Below are 17,003 nucleotides of genomic sequence, written 5' to 3' on the forward strand. Positions count from 1 at the left end.
AAGGCGGCTCATGCACGCCGCTTTCATGGCGACTGATGCGAGCGCTTGCTGCAGAGAATTGGCGTGTTCGGCCTCACTCACACTGAGGTCGGCGCCGCTCACTGGCCGCTCGCGCTAACGACTGAGCAATTCTGAAGGGTCTACCTCGAGCCCGAGGGCAAGCTTCTGCAGATTGTCGAGCGTGATGTTGGTAGCAGCTCGTTCAATATGGCTCACGTAGGTCCGGTGGAAACCGCATTGGACGCTGAGCAATTCCTGAGAGATGCCTTTTTCCAAACGCAGGTTCCGGACATGTTCTGCCAGCCTGCGCCGCAGGTAGGGGTCAATGTCTTTGCTATCTGTGTCGGTCATGGCCCGGAGGTTGGCGCAACATGACCTTTCCGTCTACTTCGCAAACATATACTATCTAAACGTATACTGCGTAAACGTATATAATGACGTTCTTCGCGGCATGGACACGTCTTCCAGGAGCTGTCGCATATCGACACTCTCTTGCGGACAAGCGCCTCCCTCGATAAGGCTGAACGAAGGAGCTCTTCAACAATGGTCCACAGTGCCCATCATGGCGACAAGTCGCTCAACTGCTCGCCGGTGCAAAAGCCACGACTGGCTGCCGAGCAGAGCCGCCTGTTTTCGCGGTACCCATTGTTTTTTCGCGCGACGCGGAACCCAAAGGCATACCCGTCAAACATTGCACACTTCGGCATTCAGTGTGGTCGCGGCTGGTATCCAATCATCGAAGCTTCCGCACGAGAGATTGAGCACGAGTTACGCACGATGTGGTGCGACCAGGTTCAGAACCCGGAGAGTCTCTCCGCTATGGACGAAGTGCTACTTTCGGATAGAAGCGTCTACCCCGTGCTTCCGTTTTGTACGGACGTCCGCCACGTTGCGGGCGAACTGAAGATGGAACTCGCGAATGGTTACCTTTGCGACATCGATGCGTGGGGGCGTATCCGAAAAGCGGTAGAAAAGGCTGTGTCGAGCGCCCGTTGCGTCTGCGAGAGCTGCGGACAACCTGGACGGTTTCGCGCGAGCTACTGGCAGCACGTTTACTGCGATGGATGCACATACCCTTTTAACTATGACTTTTCGACGTAACCTGGCCGGACCGGGTGTACGTCGCTGGGGAGTGCCAAATGCCTTCTGACGGTCAGCTTGACCTCGACATAGCGCTCCGTAAGATTCACGAGCTGGCATTGTCCGACGGCGACCTGGGTTATGCGTACTGGCATCAGGTTGGGCAACTGCTACGGCGGGCGGCGGAGATGCAAGGTGAAATCGACGCGTTGAACCACGCGTTGGAGTTGTGTCGTGCGGGGCTCGACAAGGCCGAGTAGCCTCGAACACGGCGACCGCCACAGATTCTCTGTAAGCCGTAGCTACGTCCAACGCGCCACGGCCGCGCCTCAAACCAGCCACGACACTTTCTTCTCAATGCCCGCTGCCCCCACATACACCAGCGCTACCGCACGCCGGACTTGGTCACGCTCGGAAGTCGAGCTTACGCACGCGCTCAGCTTACCCATGGCGGCACGAGGCCCCGCCTCGTATCTGCGCGAGTTTGTCGACCTTTACGTCCCCAATGAGTCGTGGCTGATGCCGCGGGACGTGGCGGAGCAGCTTTGTCGTCTGGGCCACCTGGGCGAGGCGCAGCCTGCAGACATCAACGTGCGTGATGTTTTCGCGCAATCGCTCGTCGACCTGTCTTGGAACTCATCCCGCCTGGAGGGTAGCCGCTACAGCCTGCGTGCAGCTGAGGAACTGCTCAATGGCGGCTCCATGCGTTGCGACGTAGACACCGTGATGTTGCTCAACCACAAAGCAGCCGTCGACTTCCTTATCGATTGCCTTCCGCGGGAGCCGCTCTCCAGCCTAGCCGTCCAAAACCTGCACGCGATTCTCATGCAGGACTTGGTTCCAGATAGCAGCTCACTTGGCTCCATCCGCAACGGTCCGCTCGGCATTGCCGGCACGCTCTACTCGCCAATGCAGGAGCCTGACGTCATCGAGGCGATGCTGGAATCTATCGTGGAGAAAGCGGCCCGCATCGAGAACCCAATCGAGGCTGCCTTGTTTCTGTGGGTACAGCTTGCCTACCTGCAACCGTTTTCCCACGGCAACAAACTTACTAGCCGCCTCGCAGCAAACATCCCGCTGCTGCTTCACAACTGCGCTCCGCTGACGTTTCAGGATGTCTCCAGAGACGACTATGCGCGCGCGATGCTCGCCGTATATGAGCTCCGGGATGTCACGCTTGCTGCCGAACTTCTCTCATGGACCTATCAGCGTTCCGCGATGAAGTATGCAGCGCCCGGAAAGCCGTGAGGCAGAGAAATGGCGCAGCGCCTGCAAGACATTCTCAGCAAGCTGTACAGACCTCCCGCCGATGGCGGACGACAGGTGTTCGCACTATCACGTGCGGACGCTCAGCGGCTTCCTGGACTCGCCTCGATTGCCGTCATCTCTGTCACTGCGCCAGAACGCCCACCAGCCAGCATCGCTAGCTTTGCTCACGTGCTCCGGTTGAGCTTTTCTGACGTCGATTTCCTCAGCCCAGACTTGTCTGCTCGAGCGAAGGAGAAGCTTCCTTACGCTTTCACGGCTGAGCACGGCTCTGCCATCCGCACGTTTGTCGAAACCCTACCCCCGGAAATCGTTTCGGTTGTCGTGCATTGCGAAGGCGGATACTCACGCTCGTGCGCGATTGCCGTCGCACTGTATCGCCTATATGGATACCACGCGGAATTGCCGCAACTCTCACAGGCTAACCCTTCAATCGTTCGCGTGATGACGGAAGGCGCTAGCGGGCGCCGACACTCGAAGAGGACTCACCGCTGATGCGTACCTCAAGAAGCGGCGGCCTCGTGCTTGGGTTGCGCTCGCTCCATCAACTTTTCGTAGAAAGGAGCGTAAATTTCGAAAAGGTGAGCGGGCAACTTCGGGGCCCGATACGGCTCTTCGTTGAGAAGGTCTGAAAGCAGGAGAAGGCGTTTTTCCGGCTCGCTTCGCCGTCGCGTGTAGTCTTCGAAGAAGGATGCGAATCGGCATTTATTCAAGCGGACAGCTTCGACGAGCCGGTCGAGATGGTCGACGCTGAAGATGTACACCGGGTCGTTCGATGCGAAGTAGTCTGAGCTCGTCGAGAACAGTTGGTCTGTCTCAGCAGCAAAGAGGTCGCCATAGGTGATAACCACCTTATGCACAGCACTGGCGGGGTAAGCCCGCTGCACAAAAGTTTCGACGTTTCTGAGCTGTTCGTCCGCTTTTTTTACAGTCGCACTGAGCTTTGAAGCATAGTCGCGAGCGGTTCCGGCAGCAGGGAGCGTGTGAGTCAGCGCTTTGTTTTTGACCTCGAGCAACACCACGTCGCTCCCGTCGACAACTGCGAAGTCGCAGCAGCGGCCTTCGACAGCAAAGCGGGCCCGGACCCGGTCTTCGTTCAATATCTCAAGGCCCATCAGACTTAGGCTTCGTCCAACGTATTCTTCGAACAGTTTTTCGAAGGCTTGTCGAACCCCATTGTTATCGCTACGACCGACGATGTCGCTCAACACGTATCCTAGGTTGCGGTCGAGGCAGCAACGCCCCCAGAAAAACCAGGTCTTGTTGTTCAGCAACGTGAACGGTGTCCTATAGAGAAGGTTTGGCTGAAACCATTCGTCCGGACCGACCTCGCCCAACTGCTCCGCGGTCACGTCTCGAGAGATAAGCATGGTTTGATAGAACCGCTCGACAGCCTCCCTCCCAAATATCCGTTGTAGCTCCGTGCGGTAGTCGATGGCGATGACCCTTGAAATATCTTTTAGAGAGTGTCCGCGAAAGAGCGTCGCCAAGCCGAGAAAATCCATTGGAGGCATGCCCAATACGTCTTCAAACAAGCGATAGAGATGCGAATTCGTCTGGAGCTTATTGAGAAGGTCTATTTGACGGGCGAAGGGTCCCAGCTCCTGTTCTCGCTGATGCGGAATCTGCGGGAGTAGCAACGACCGCAGCGTGAGATGAAAGGAGCGCCCTGGGCCGAATCCGGTAAACGCTTTGTCCGTCACCTTCCAGGCATGGTCAATACATTTCCGAAGTTCTTGCTGCGAGATAGCCTCGGAACCATACATTCGTGGCTCGTCGCGTAGCACCCAAACGGCGACACGTTCTGCAAGCCATGGCGCGTGCACCTTCCCATCGTCTGCCGTCGACTCAGTCTGGATGAACTGGGAGAGCTCGCCTAAGACACTAACGTAGGAAAACTTTCGCAATCGGTTGCGGATTGGACGAATTGCGTGAGCGTACGTCATCAGACTAATTGCAATCGGTGTTGGCGGCCGGCAAGCCAGCCAGACGCGTTACGGTGACGTAGGCCCTGGTTCGCGCCAGAGTTTCCCAGCAAGCCCCCCGTCTGCCCGTATTCAGTTGCCTGGGTTCAACTCAGGGAAGAGAAGCTTGAACGCCTCGTCGAAATCCCTCTTCACCATAACCGGCACGCTCTTCTTTCGCTCGGAAAACTCTCGATAGTTGCTGGAAGCGATGGATTCCGGTCGGTCGTACCCTATGTCGTTCAATCTGCCATAGATTCTGGCCGCATAGCGAAACACGCCGTAGTAACCAACGGCTGCGCGGAAGACCATGTCTTCCAACTGCTTCCAGTTCATGCTTCTGACGCCGACGATTCGGCCAAGTCGCAGCGAGATAAGACCGCTCAGGATGGTGCGCAGGTCATCCCGTCCGTCGAGAGACCGAGGCGCCGTTGCGCAAACGGGATGCAGGTACGGTGCGAGCACCCCGTAAGCGTAGTTCTGAACACGCAGCATGCCAAAGTGGTCTTGCTCATCATCCGCCATCAGCCAGGCGCGCTCCAGCTCGCTCGGCATGATGTCGTAGCGTGCCTGCAAGGCAAGCCGCTGCGCCAGTTCCTTGTCCCGGTCCTGTTTGGAAGTTGAGTGAGCTTCGTGGAAGTGCTTTTGCTTGAAAGGAGGAAGCACCGCCCGAGGCGCGAGCGCCGCCTTGAGTTCGCTGTGAGCCGTTTCGAAATCGAAGTAGTACGCCCGTTGCTTGTCAAAGTCGAGCGTCAACTGCGACATGCCAACCAACTTCTTGTGCCACTTGAGCTGAATGCCGCCTTGCCGCAGGACAGGTTCCTGCCAACGACACCATAGCTTAAGCTCCCCCTCGCGCTTTGACGCAGCAACACTTTCAGCGTCGACGGAAAACAGGTTCCAGTTGTTGTTATAGAAGACATCTCTCTCACTGAACCTCAGCGCATCCTCCGCAAGCATCGCGTCCCGAAATATCCAGAACAGCAATGCTCCTTCCTGAAGGTAGAACTGCCGGCGAGCGGCGATGACGGATATGAACGTCGTCGATAGTTGGGCCTCGAACACCAGAGTCTTGCTGCGCCAGTTCCCACGGACATCCGGCTTGCGCCACACGGAGCGGTCCACCCAACTGTGCATCCGACTATCTTCAATGATTGTGTTCGGCTCGACATCGCGGTCCGCGCGCAGGCTCTCCACGAGCCAAGCCTTCATCTGCTTGTGGACCTGCGACTCTTTGGCGCCGTTGTATTTGAGAGCCTCCCATTGCTCCTTCGTCAGAACATATCCGGACCGGTAAGGACACTCCGCCCCGGGGTTCTTCGGATGAGCGAAATGGTAGACCCGCTCAAGCGACCCGCGGATGCTGAGCGACTCCAAGCAATAGAGGCACGTGTACCGCCGCTGGCCGCTCTCAAGTCGCATGACTTCGTCATCGAGCCTCTGCTGGTGCTTGCTAGCCGTCCCGCCCTCCAAAACGGCCTCGGCTGCAACCTGAGCATGACTGAGGTTGTCGTAGACCAAGTCAATTGTGCGAGTTGCCATTCACTGCCTCTGGTTCACCGCTGCAGAGCGTTAACGCTTCCGTCGCCGGAGCCATTCGCTCCTGCAACAAAGGTATAGCAAAGGAGGATTAGTCCTTCGTATCTGCTGTGCCGTTGCTACTTACCGCGTCAATCCACGCCTCAGGGACGAGCTTCTTCCCGTTCCGCCACTCTTCAACAACATGGATACCTTTCAAGCCATCCCAAATCTCACGGCCAGCGTGGTCTACAACGATTATTTGGAAGTCCCCGCCTTTGAATGTGCTCGTCGCCTTTCCGAAAACGTCGAAGAAACGACGGACCGCATCAGTGTCTTCGTCCGGAATTTTGGGGTCATCGTCGTCGCTATGCCTGCTAGCAAGTTTTCTCGGAAAATAGACTTGACTGGGTTGGTCATAGACCATCAAACCGGGCACGGGCGAATTCTTCTGCGCAAGGAAGAGCGCATGAAGGGCAAGCGTAGAGGCCACGTGATAGGTTAACCAATTCGCGCCGCTGCCTAGTTGCCAGAGATAGTCGTTACGGCCTTCGGCGCCTCCTACCCTAACCGTCAACTCCTTTGTGTCCAGTTGAAGCCAAGCAGCCGGGTCTTCCGCGTCCAACTTCGAAGACAGCTTCTCCATCGACTTCGAGAGTCGCTTCAGCGCTTCTACCAGTCGGGCCTCGAAGTTCTCTCGACCAATCTCCGTCAAGAGCGATTGGATTCGGGACTCGATGTCTCTGATGGCTTTGTCTGCCCCTGTATTGGCCCTGGCGTTGTACAAGACGAGGGCCTGCTCAATAGCCCCCAGGAAACGTGCCGTCTGGTTCGTCAGAAGCCTCTGCTGCTTGGCGCGTGCGCTTCTCTGTTCAATTCCTCTCCGACGCACGCTCACCGCGCCGAGCTTGTCTGTTAGCTCGTGCAGGGTCTTGTTCAATATGTTCCAGTCTCGGTCAAATACCGCTGGAGCTTGAGAGGCGCGGCGAGCATCCGATTCGACAACAGCAAGGGCATCGCACATGACGTCGACAACTGCCGTCTGCGAGCTTAGGGACTGCGCGCATACTGGACAGGAGTTCTGGTCGGAGTCGTGAGCTTGGCTTCGCAACCAACGCGAAAGGGAAAGACGCCCCTTTCTTTTATCCAGCGACAATTTGTATTGGCTCACTGAACCTCTGAGTTCAGCAAGGCGGTTGAGCCTATGCCGAACCTCGGTCAGTTCTGTGTTTAGATTTGACTCTTCCACTTGGAGACTGGCGTACTCCAGCGCGGACTCTTCCATCGCTTCGGCAGAGATAGGGCGTTCTGGAACGCCCTGGCGAACGAGGGAGTTCAGCAAGGAGAGAAGTTCCGCCTCCTGCTTCCTCTCAAGCGCATCTTTTTTGACCAGTCCTAACTCGTATGCCTCAGCCACCCAGTTGCTGATGTTTGCTGTCCATGTCCGAGAAGCCTGCTCGTAGGCATCGGCCTCTCGCCTCTTCACGCGTAGCTCTCGCCGAAGCCGGTCAACCTCCCACTGCTTCTCCAAGCTTTCGGGGGTAATCGCGCCAAGTACATATGGGAAAATCGCGCGAAGCTTCTCTCGATGTTCCGTTGTGTCTGCGCGATAGAACAGGACATCCGGGTTAGCGACGACGTTCTGGGGCTGGAAACAGAACGCCATCAGGTCACGAAAACTTGGGCGACCAGCATATCCACTGTCTTGATTCTCTACGTCCGTTCCGAGCTTCGTGAGCCGTGCCAGCCGGTCAAGTGTGGCTTTCACTTGTTTGAAGTTCGTGTTTGCTGCCGCGATGCTGCGGGGAATGCTGACCTTGTCGGCCTCAATCACGAACATTTCCTGCGCACTTGGCTGTCTACCTGGTTCAGGGCGAGCCAAGAGCTTTTGTCCTTCGTCGGTCTCGACCAGGATGCCGAACCAGGAAACAGCTTGGCGAATGATGCCGACAGGGATAGAGCAGCGGTCTGAGGCTAGACAGTAGTCGATGATGGGGATGATTGAAGACTTGCCCGTCTTCGAAGCCCCCGTGATGATGTTTGCCTTCTTGGGTTTAAATATGACTCGCCGCGGCTCGAATTCGCCTTTGCGCGGCCACAGAATGATTTCGATGATTTGCAGCTTCAACTTAAAGCTCCACATGGAAGATGAAGCAAAACTCTCGAAGCGATACTCCGGCTGCCCACCTGCCTAGCTTGTCCGCAGCTTTTAGCAAATGTGCAGCCACAGCATCGTCGAGCCCTGGGGGCGTCACGCTGCGTGCGCGCACGGTAGCATCGGCGGTATCCACGAATATCAGCCCAGCGCGAAGCGCGAGCGCGATTGAGTCCCGCGACAGTTCCCGCATGGCGTCAGCAGTGTCTTGCACGGAAGCCAGCAGCGCAGTGTTGCCACTTAGCTTTTCCTCCACCTTGCGTAACCCGCTCTTGGTTGACGCGACGGCGTCAAGTACACTTTTTTGGAACAGGAACGGGATGACCAGGTATGCGTAGGGCAGTGGCATCGCATCTCCTCCGCTGCCTTCTGAATATCCGCAGGTGAATCGCCAAATTAGGGCAGCGCCAAGGCCAGGATTTTGAACTTGCTCCACTTCATCAAGCAGCATGGCCAGATTCCTTTTCGTCGACACCAAGAAGTTTCTTCCAGTCTGGGTGCCAGCCTATCCGTGGCTCGTTTGCAATCGAATGGAAGCTACCGCGTATGAAATAGCGTGGCAAAGATAGAGCTTGCAGTTGAGCGTCTTCTTTTAGGCAACGAAATAGGATGTCGATGCCACGTTTAATAGCCGATTTACTTGACGAGCTGTATTCGATTTCTTGGCGACTGATGTTCCACCGCTCCACCAAGTCGCGCTCATACCTGCCGAAACTGGTTCTGTTTAAGTAGCCAGCATCGCTTAACTCCGTCCTCTGCGCTGACGCGCGGAGGAAATCGCTGATGTGGGCCGCAATGTCATCGTTCTTCAGGTTAAGCAGATGTAGCTGGCGCACATAGATGCTTCCTGTGAACTCGGCTGCAATCTGCGCCTGGGTAACCACGAGCTCGGATTCCGGAAACGCTTTGAGGTTACCTGTAACGCGCTTTGTGACAGCCAGTCGCCTTCTCCGAAAATCGCTGTACGCGATTCGCGCTGGCACACCGTTCTTGATATGCGTCATCAACTGCGCATTGACCCAACCAAGCAGACTCTCGACTATCTCGTTAACATGCTCGTCATCTTCACTACGAGCGATTTCTCCACGAACTTCATCTATCGGAGATGTGGGGGTCTTCTCCAGAGTGAAGTCGACAACAATATTCGCAATAGCGCTATCGCTGTGGGCAAACAACCTAAGGAGCTGGGTCTGCAATGTCGCTCCAATGTTGTCGGTCTCGCCGCCAGAGGTTTCGGTAGGAAGCATTTCTCTACGGAGCTTGCCGACCAACCGCTGTGCTTCCGGATAGCTATGGCAGTCGCTGAGTTTCTGAACAAAATCTCCGTCATATGGTTGAGCGACGTACAGGATGTACTTGCACGAAGCCGGCAGGACACCATCTCGACGCGCATCAGCCCAGTTTGCGAAGGTCTTCCAGAGTGACGGAGAGCTGTTCGCGATTGGATTGTGGGAGAGGCCGCTCTTGTCTTCTTCTGCAAGTGTGCTCTTGCCGCCCTCGACCGCCACATCCCCTAAAGTTTCAAAAGCCACGACGTCGTCGCCTTGGGCCCGAAGGAGGTGCCACAACACACGCACCACCTGTACGAGGTATCCATATGCTTGCCCGGGAGCAGTCGTCTTTTTCCTTCCTTTTTTCATATAGACCTCACTAACCTACACCGCATATAGCTATTGCGCACTGCCCGGGGCAAATCATGTTTCCGCACGCACTAATGCGTAGAAGCGGAGCTTGATTCGAGACCGCACAATTCTTTGGCTTCAATGAGTGCGCAGATGAGCCAAAAGCTGCTCGGTCGACAGCGGCCCATAGATGTGTTGCCTTTCACGGTATCTGGTGATGGCGGCCTGTGTCCGCGGACCAGGATTGCCATCTGCCTGCCCCCTGAGATAGCCACGCGTAATGAGTAACCGCTGTACGTCGCGGTACATCTCTGCTTCTGTTTGGTGTACGACCGGCATTGCGGCGACCACGGGAGGGAGCCAGTAGGTCCCAAGAATATGAAGTGGCGAACTGGGTTGCACATTGTGGACGAGCCAATTCGCCGTCGGGGCCGCCGCATCACGAACGCGAGGCGCCCATTGATATGTGCCAAGAACCCCATATCCCGCGCCGAGCATGCCTGCTACCGCTCCGCTCAGGCACGCTGCCTTTAACGGCGCCCAGTTTTGACCGCGCTGGCGGTATGACTTGGGGACACGTCTGCGCGCGACAGCGCTCACACTCGCACTGAGCGCCCATGCGGCCGGCGAAACGATGAGCGTTCCAAGCACCGCAGCGATGACCCCAAGCATGATGCCGCCGATGATGCTGCCGGCGGTCAGGGTGTTTCGCATATAAAAGGAGTCGGCGCCGAATGCAAAGCCCAGGGCAATGGGCGCTGCGACGACTAGACCCCAGGCAACCTTGGAGTTCGCCGGAGAGACCTTGTCCAGGACCTTTCGGATGGACTTTCCAATGGCTGCCGACGTATCGGCAGAGATGAAGCCTCCGGCGACCTTCTGGAGAGCAGCGCCACTGTCACCCAACCGGTCTTTAGGCAGTTGCGCAATCTCCCTGAGCCCAGCATCCAACACGGGGACAGCGCAATACTCACCGAACAGCCGCCGTGCTTGCCGTCTTGAAAGACGCTTCGTATTTTGGGCGCTGACTGCATGAGCCAACTCTGTCGCCAGCAGCTGGTCAAAAATGGGCGGCGTCAGAATCGGAGTGGCTCGGGAACCAACGCTTGCGACCGTGTACGGCGTTGCCTTTACGCCGACATCCAGCTCAACGACTTCGGCCTCACCAACGTAATGCACAACCCAGTTGTCCTCTTCGTTGTAGCCGGTTTCGGCTAGCTCGAGTGGGACCAGACGACGGGCATGCTGAGGACCATATCGGCATAGTGCGTGTGTTAGCGCAGCACCAGAGAGCCCTGAAAGCGCAGGCACATGCCAAGCCGGCTTGGCGATAGCTTTCACATGCGTGGTATCGGTAAATCGGCCGTGCCCATCGCAAGCACGACACCGTTGTTTCCCGGACCCGCCGCAACTTGTGCATACGACCTTGCCGAAACCACCGCATCCTCCGCACGTTTCCGTCACGGATTGGGTGTACGACTCGTTATGGCGACCATTCCAGCGCGTGCGCGTCACCATGCGCGTATGTGTGCCGCCGCCACCGCAACTCCCGCAGCGGCGCTTTCCGTTTCCTCCGCAGCCGGAACAGCTGACACGACCGTCACCGCTACATGGCTGACAAGTCCGGTGCACGGTGAAGGCACCGAAATCATGGACCAGTTGGTTCTGGCTGGAGTGCTCCAACGAATCCGCGTCGTCCGTATCGATGCGCTGCATGAAACGGCCGCGCAGGTCGCGATTGTTGTGAGCCTCACGGCAGAGTCCCGACACGTGGGCGTTCAGTGCTGACGCGTTGTAGCCGAAATGTCGCTCAGCAATGGCGGCGTTGCCTGCTACGGTGTTTTCTGTGAGCTCATGGTCAAAGCACCAGGTCACCAAACACGTCGCCATGTAGCGCTCGTGGCGCTCTTCGGAAACAGTGAGTTCTCGCTGTTCAAGATGATTGCCAACGAGCAGTTCGCCCAGTGAGTCGAACAGCTTCTTTCCAGCTGCGGTATGCAAAACGGAGGACATTGAGACGAGGTACTGGACGTCGTTGTGATTTTGGCCAGGTTACTCGATGCTGGCGTTGTATTCGGTTATCTGTGCGGCCGGGGCTGCCCTCCCTTGTCATGAAGAAGGTGGCACGGCCGACGCCCGATATTCGTGATTTTTCGCAAACAAATAATTTATCGCCCATCCCGGCGATTCTTGTAGAGAAACGTTATAAAGTTCTCCTCGGCCCTTGCGGCACCCCACTTTGGAGGGGTTCCTCTTCAGCGGAATTCACACGCCAAAAACGACCTCCGACCGCAGTCCATTCACTCGTATTAGCTCGGCGAAATGGAATTTCACTGAACTAAATAATAATTAATTCTGATTTAAGCGAGACAATCCTCGGGCAAGGCGAAGTGAGGCTCGTTACAACACATTGTGTCGCAGTTACTGCCGAGACCCCGGCCTTTCGCGAAAAGTTACGAGCCGGGATTCCATGAACGAAGAGTGCTACTGAACAGTCTTAGATGCTGCGCTCTGCATGCAGGTCGCAGTGGAGGAATGGGTGAGGAGCGCAACGGCGCGAACGACTCGCATGAACGTGCGCAGCGATGTCCCAGTTCGCTCTTCGGACTCCGCAAAGTGCGAACGCTCATAATCCTCGCAGAGATTCCGCGACTGAGGCTGCCGGGGGTAACTTTTCCGAATTCTCATATATGTAACGCAACGAGGAAGCGGGTGAGTTTCTCTCAAAATATGGGATGTTCTTCGCTTATCCCTGGGTACTTGCAATGCGCTGGCTGCCAATCCCTCTACAGACTCTTCGCACACTCGCGCTTACCGTTGGTTTCATCGCTGGAGCGGATGCATGGGCGCTCGATACAAGCCCCGCTGTTCACGCGCTGATTCAGAGAAGCAAGGCAAGCCTAGTCTTCGTCGTGGGTGGCACATTCAAGATGGGCGACTTCGGGCCAGAGTCGACCCCGGACAAAATGCCTCTCGTGCCGAGCTATGGCTATGGAAGTCCGGTCCATGAGGTCGAACTCGATGGCTTCTCTATCAGCAAGTACAAGGTGACGTATGCGGACTTCGATGTCTATTCAGACGCGGAGGGGAAACCTCATATCGCCACGCTGCCTTATGAAGCCCGATTGCGACGAGTTCCTAACGTGCCGGCCGGGGTCAACTGGCAAGAGGCTAAGGACTACTGCAGTTGGCTCGGCAAGGTGTCTGGTTTGCCATTTGACCTTCCGACAGAGGCGCAGTGGGAATACGCTGCGCGCAGTCGCGGCCGACTCGTGCCGTACGCAACGGACAACGGAGAGTACGAAGAGGGGCGTAATGTGGTCAGCTACGCGCAACGGAAAGCTTTGATGTCCGACGGTAAATCATCTGCGCCAAAGGTCTACCCTATCGGTAAATTCCCAAGCAACCCTTTGGGGCTGTATGACATGACGGGCAACGGTACCGATTGGGTCAATGACTGGTTCTCGGAGACCTACTACGAGGACTCACCGCGGAAGAAACCATTGGGTCCTGATTCCGGTACCGAGAAGGTAATGCGCGGGATTGAGGGGGACTACGTGACCGGTGTTGCGATGTATCGGCAGAAGGCCGCACCGAAAATGAAACCTCTCATCAACGACGACGGAACCGTTTTTTCGGAACGGCACGCCACCACCGGTTTCCGCTGCGTAGTGAACTCCCCAACAAAGATTGCACCCTAACGAGCCGACTATGCGTAAGTGGGCGACGTCGCCATCGAACCGATGTCCGCCAGTATGGAGTGCTCAATGCCCTAGGTACGCTGCTCAGCGTACTGCGCGAATCGCTGTCGAACATTGGAAATCCTCGGAGCGGCTCAGCCTCCAGTGCGGCTTGCAGCTTGTTGTAGAAGTCCTAGGCCGTCCTTAGCGGCTCCCAAGGGCGTCATAAGCGCACTGACGAGCGCTGTGCTACGCAGCGGCCTTCAAATGGAGGCGCCTTTTGCCTGGGCGGTGTGCCCGCAGCGGAAATTTGGCCGCCCAGGACACCGGTTGGCTTCAGGAAAGCTCCCGCGACTGATGCGGCCGGGTGAAGTTTTGTCAAATCTTCATATGTGTAACGCGATGGGGCGGTGGCCAGGTTTCTCTCCATAATATGGGCTGTTCTCCGCTTGTATCGTCCGCGCTCACAATGTCCTGGCTGCCATCCCCTTCCCAGACTCTCCGCACACTGGCGACCGCCGTAGCCCTCCTCGTTGGCTCGCATGCGTGGGCGCTCGATGCGCGCCCTGAAGTCCAAGGCCTAGTTCAGAAGACGAAGTCGAATCTCGTTTTCGTCAAGGGTGGCACGTTCAAGATGGGGGATTTTGGCCCGGTGAGCACGCCAGACAAAATGCCGTATGCGCCTGGCCGAGCCCACGCGACGCCGCTGCATGAGGTCGAGTTGGACAGCTTCTCGATGTCGAAGTACAAGGTTACGGTCGCCGACTTTGACGTGTATACCGATGCTGTCGGCAAACCGCATATCGCGCAGGCCAAGTTTGATAAGGAATACAGAACGGTCCCTGACGTGCCTGCTGGCGTCAACTGGCCAGAGGCAAAAGCCTATTGCGGATGGCTTGCGAACGTAACCGGCCAACCCTTCGATTTACCAACAGAAGCGCAATGGGAGTTCGCCGCCCGCAGTCGTGGCAAGTATGTCCCCTTCGGTACGGACAATGGCAAGTACGAGGAGGGGCGCAACGTTGCGAGCTATGAGCAGCGAAAAAAGATGCTGCCGAATGCGGATTCCCCAGCCGTCTATCCAATCGGCAAATTCCCACCGAATCCCCTGGGCCTGTATGACATGGGCGCGCACGGGCAGGAATGGGTGAACGACTGGTTTGACCCGGACTACTATGAGCACTCTCCGCGCAAGAACCCACAAGGGCCCGCGACCGGAACCGAGAAGGTGCTTAGGGGCATCGAGGATGACTATGCATCGTCCGCGACTATGTACCGACACAAAAGCGAGCCCGTTGTGCCGCCGTTTAAGAGCCGGTATACCGGTGAAGTTCTCGCCGAGCGTTCAGGGAAAACTGGTTTCCGGTGCGTGGTCAACGCGGCCAAACAACTTACTCCGTAGCTGCTGTCACGCGTACGAACTGGGTGGCATTGGCATCGAGCCGATGTCCGCCAGCATGGAGTGGTCAATGCCCCAAGCACGCTGCTCGGCGTACTGTGGCGAATCGTTATTGAACATCGGAAACCCTCTAGTTGGCTCGGACTTCAGTGAGGCTTGCAGCTTGTTGTAGAAGTCTTCTATCACCTGCCCGTCCTTGGCGGTTCCGATAATGTCCATGTTCAGGAAGTCTCGCACTTGTTGGCGGTTGTCGGCAGTCACCGCATCAGTGCACTTCGAACCGTTCGGCGACATGTGCTGGATGATGTTGTCGAAGTCGCGGCGGGTCTGAGCTGCCTTCAGAATCGCCTTCACGGCGTCCTTGCGCCGGCCATAGTAACGGCCGCCATGGTTGCGGCCATCCCAGCCATCAATCTTCCAGTCGTGCCGTGTCATCTGGTACAGCATGATGCCCCTCGCTTCGGGTGTGGTGTAGCGAAGGTAGTCACCCGCGTTCTTCAGAATGCGGTTCATTAACTGAACACGCTGCTCCTCACGCTCGAAGCTGTCCACGATTTCTTTGTATTGGCGATTAATGGTCTCTTGGGCCCAGCCGACGGTGTCTTCGATTTTCTCGATGGTTCCTTCGACAATCATCACCTGCAGCTTCACAATCGCGTCGAAAGCTTCTGCCGCGATGAATTTAAGCTGCTTGTAGTTGGCGTGATAGAGCTGAAACGCCAGCCACTTCCAGAATTGAGCAATCTGGCCCATGTCGACCTCGAGTTCGAGCTTGCCCTTCGCGCCCAATCCCAAACACGCACTCGCCATCATGCGGAAGCGGAACTTGCCAGAGGCGTAAGTCAACTCCAACATGCAGCCGGCGCCGATGCCAAGCAGACCGGACACAGAGTCGGTAACCTTGGCGAATTCCAGATAGCCCAGGCCCAACTGCTCAGGGTTCAACCACTGCAGGCCGCCCCATAGCTTCACCTCTGCTTTGGCTCCGGCAAACACCTCCAGCTCAGCTTTGGCAGTTGGGTCGAGGTGGTTATCTTCCAGCTTTGCATTGGCCCCCGGGCCGGTCGGCTGTTGATTGACGTTCAGTTTTCGCGGCCTACGGGTCGCCGTTGCGGCTGAGCCAAACAGGCCTAACTCTTTGCGTTTCTCATCTGTCCAATCGACCGCGATGCCGGCTTCGCCGACGATGCTTGCGCCGACCATTCCGTTCAGCGCAAGCTCCGCAGCAAATCGAACCGCAGTGGAAGTGTCGTTGGGGTCGTCGGTCAGCTTCCACACCCAGCCGACGCGGTCAGGGAAATAGATAGTCGTAACGGCCTTGGCTTCCGCGATAGCAACTTCAGCACGGGCGCTCGCCTTCAGGGCGCAGTTGCCCTTGAGCGGGTCCCACTCGGTCGCCAGACCATAGCCAGCGAAATAACGCATCACCTGTGCTTGCGCTGTGAGGTCGATGTTGTTGTTCCACTTCGCGTTCGGGTTGCTCGTCGCGCGGTCATACTTCAGATGCTTATTCCAGCCATCGGCCCAGTCCCACAAAGCTCCCTGGACGCAGTGCGTCTCAAGCTTGAGAAAATCGGCTTTGAACTTGGTCTTGAGCGTCGACACTCCCTTCTTCAACTCATCCTTGTCGAGCTTGTACTGGTCATTCTCTTTCTTGATAAAGGACTTTTGCCCCGAATCCTTTTCCTTCGCCGTGCCCTGTCGCTTCTCCCAGCCGGTCGGGACGTAGCGGTCCCAGTTGCTCTTGATGCGGTCCGAGCGCACGTAGCGCGCGGTGTACTTGCGGAACTTGCGCACCGGTCCGCCAGACGCGTTGTAGATGGGGATGATTTCGACAATCGACATGTGCCCACTGTCCATCTTGCCCAGCGGCTTGAGCGCTCCGTGAAGCTTCTCTTGCGCGGCCTTTGCCTCCGCATACGCCTGCTCCAAGGCCTTCGCAGTCTCGGTGTATTTCGCTTGACCCGACTGTGGTGCGAGGTCCAGTTTGTGCAGTTGCTCCGCCAAGTCGTCCGCCTTGGCGTTCGCCTTGTGGTACGTGTCGATGACATGGTCCAGGTAGTTCGCGTCGTTCTCGAACTGCGTCACGTCCTTGGACGGGATGCACATGAACTCGCCGGTGTCGGGCCGGAATATGAGCAACGGCTCAGGCACATAGTCAACGAATACCTTGCTGCCTTTGATTGGATTGGTGGTCGCTGTTCCGCGCACAGGCGGGCGTTCCAGCTCGATACGGCTCTCGGCGGCCGGCGCGGGGGCAGGTGCAGGAGTAGCGGTCGGCGGGATAGCGGGGACGGGGGAGCGCTCGAATGCCATGGC

At 57.0% G+C, this 17,003-nt stretch carries 12 protein-coding genes; 4 read left to right on the top strand and 8 right to left on the bottom strand.

The genetic code is table 11. From position 1 onward, the window contains the following. Positions 1 to 114: 114 nt before the first annotated feature. Positions 115 to 351, bottom strand: a complete 237-nt coding sequence (locus tag ACS13N_RS21550; protein ID WP_118891170.1) for a helix-turn-helix domain-containing protein — start codon at positions 349 to 351, stop codon at positions 115 to 117. Between the two features lie 788 nt (positions 352 to 1,139). Here ACS13N_RS21550 and ACS13N_RS21555 point away from each other — a divergent pair. Next, positions 1,140 to 1,340, top strand: a complete 201-nt coding sequence (locus ACS13N_RS21555) for a hypothetical protein (RefSeq protein ID WP_438933638.1) — start codon at positions 1,140 to 1,142, stop codon at positions 1,338 to 1,340. Between the two features lie 187 nt (positions 1,341 to 1,527). Further along, complete coding sequence (locus ACS13N_RS21560) at positions 1,528 to 2,328, top strand: Fic family protein (protein WP_438933639.1); 801 nt, start codon at positions 1,528 to 1,530, stop codon at positions 2,326 to 2,328. A 521-nt stretch (positions 2,329 to 2,849) separates the two neighbouring features. On the opposite strand, the gene ACS13N_RS21565 is transcribed toward ACS13N_RS21560, so the two are convergent. The 6 genes from ACS13N_RS21565 to ACS13N_RS21590 form a co-directional block, all read right to left on the bottom strand. After that, entirely contained in the window at positions 2,850 to 4,112 is a 1,263-nt protein-coding gene (locus ACS13N_RS21565; protein WP_438933640.1) for a hypothetical protein, read from the bottom strand. Positions 4,113 to 4,403: 291 nt separating this feature from the next. Next, on the bottom strand, positions 4,404 to 5,852 hold the full coding sequence (locus ACS13N_RS21570; RefSeq protein ID WP_438933641.1) for a DUF6035 family protein: 1,449 nt from the start codon (positions 5,850 to 5,852) through the stop codon (positions 4,404 to 4,406). Positions 5,853 to 5,940: 88 nt separating this feature from the next. After that, positions 5,941 to 7,956, bottom strand: a complete 2,016-nt coding sequence (locus ACS13N_RS21575; protein ID WP_438933642.1) for a DUF3732 domain-containing protein — start codon at positions 7,954 to 7,956, stop codon at positions 5,941 to 5,943. A 1-nt stretch (position 7,957) separates the two neighbouring features. Then, the gene (locus tag ACS13N_RS21580; protein WP_438933643.1) at positions 7,958 to 8,434 is read right to left on the bottom strand and encodes a three component ABC system middle component; all 477 of its coding nucleotides are present in this window, start codon (positions 8,432 to 8,434) and stop codon (positions 7,958 to 7,960) included. Next, positions 8,424 to 9,515: an ABC-three component system protein gene (locus ACS13N_RS21585; protein WP_438933644.1), complete on the bottom strand. Its 1,092-nt coding sequence runs from the start codon at positions 9,513 to 9,515 to the stop codon at positions 8,424 to 8,426. The genes ACS13N_RS21580 and ACS13N_RS21585 overlap by 11 nt, the downstream gene beginning before the upstream one ends. 228 nt (positions 9,516 to 9,743) lie before the next feature. Then, complete coding sequence (locus tag ACS13N_RS21590; RefSeq protein WP_438933645.1) at positions 9,744 to 11,618, bottom strand: hypothetical protein; 1,875 nt, start codon at positions 11,616 to 11,618, stop codon at positions 9,744 to 9,746. Between the two features lie 722 nt (positions 11,619 to 12,340). Between ACS13N_RS21590 and ACS13N_RS21595 the strand changes: the two genes are divergently transcribed. Beyond that, positions 12,341 to 13,306, top strand: a complete 966-nt coding sequence (locus ACS13N_RS21595; protein WP_438933646.1) for a formylglycine-generating enzyme family protein — start codon at positions 12,341 to 12,343, stop codon at positions 13,304 to 13,306. Between the two features lie 448 nt (positions 13,307 to 13,754). Then, complete coding sequence (locus tag ACS13N_RS21600) at positions 13,755 to 14,687, top strand: formylglycine-generating enzyme family protein (RefSeq protein WP_438933647.1); 933 nt, start codon at positions 13,755 to 13,757, stop codon at positions 14,685 to 14,687. A gap of 6 nt (positions 14,688 to 14,693) precedes the next feature. On the opposite strand, the gene ACS13N_RS21605 is transcribed toward ACS13N_RS21600, so the two are convergent. After that, positions 14,694 to 17,000 carry a hypothetical protein gene (locus ACS13N_RS21605; RefSeq protein ID WP_438933648.1) on the bottom strand — a complete coding sequence of 769 codons (2,307 nt, stop codon included), beginning with the start codon at positions 16,998 to 17,000 and terminating at the stop codon, positions 14,694 to 14,696. Between the last annotated feature and the right edge of the window lie 3 nt (positions 17,001 to 17,003).

The organism is Ralstonia sp. 24A2, assembly GCF_051783885.1.
GTDB lineage: Bacteria > Pseudomonadota > Gammaproteobacteria > Burkholderiales > Burkholderiaceae > Ralstonia.

Excerpts from the sequence above, each read along its gene's own strand:
- ACS13N_RS21605 (WP_438933648.1), bottom strand. The coding sequence starts at position 17,000 with ATGGCATTCGAGCGCTCCCCCGTCCCCGCTATCCCGCCGACCGCTACT.
- ACS13N_RS21590 (WP_438933645.1), bottom strand. The coding sequence starts at position 11,618 with ATGTCCTCCGTTTTGCATACCGCAGCTGGAAAGAAGCTGTTCGACTCA.
- ACS13N_RS21595 (WP_438933646.1), top strand. The coding sequence starts at position 12,341 with ATGTTCTTCGCTTATCCCTGGGTACTTGCAATGCGCTGGCTGCCAATC.
- ACS13N_RS21570 (WP_438933641.1), bottom strand. The coding sequence starts at position 5,852 with ATGGCAACTCGCACAATTGACTTGGTCTACGACAACCTCAGTCATGCT.
- ACS13N_RS21555 (WP_438933638.1), top strand. The coding sequence starts at position 1,140 with ATGCCTTCTGACGGTCAGCTTGACCTCGACATAGCGCTCCGTAAGATT.
- ACS13N_RS21580 (WP_438933643.1), bottom strand. The coding sequence starts at position 8,434 with ATGCTGCTTGATGAAGTGGAGCAAGTTCAAAATCCTGGCCTTGGCGCT.
- ACS13N_RS21550 (WP_118891170.1), bottom strand. The coding sequence starts at position 351 with ATGACCGACACAGATAGCAAAGACATTGACCCCTACCTGCGGCGCAGG.
- ACS13N_RS21600 (WP_438933647.1), top strand. The coding sequence starts at position 13,755 with ATGTCCTGGCTGCCATCCCCTTCCCAGACTCTCCGCACACTGGCGACC.
- ACS13N_RS21560 (WP_438933639.1), top strand. The coding sequence starts at position 1,528 with ATGGCGGCACGAGGCCCCGCCTCGTATCTGCGCGAGTTTGTCGACCTT.
- ACS13N_RS21565 (WP_438933640.1), bottom strand. The coding sequence starts at position 4,112 with ATGTATGGTTCCGAGGCTATCTCGCAGCAAGAACTTCGGAAATGTATT.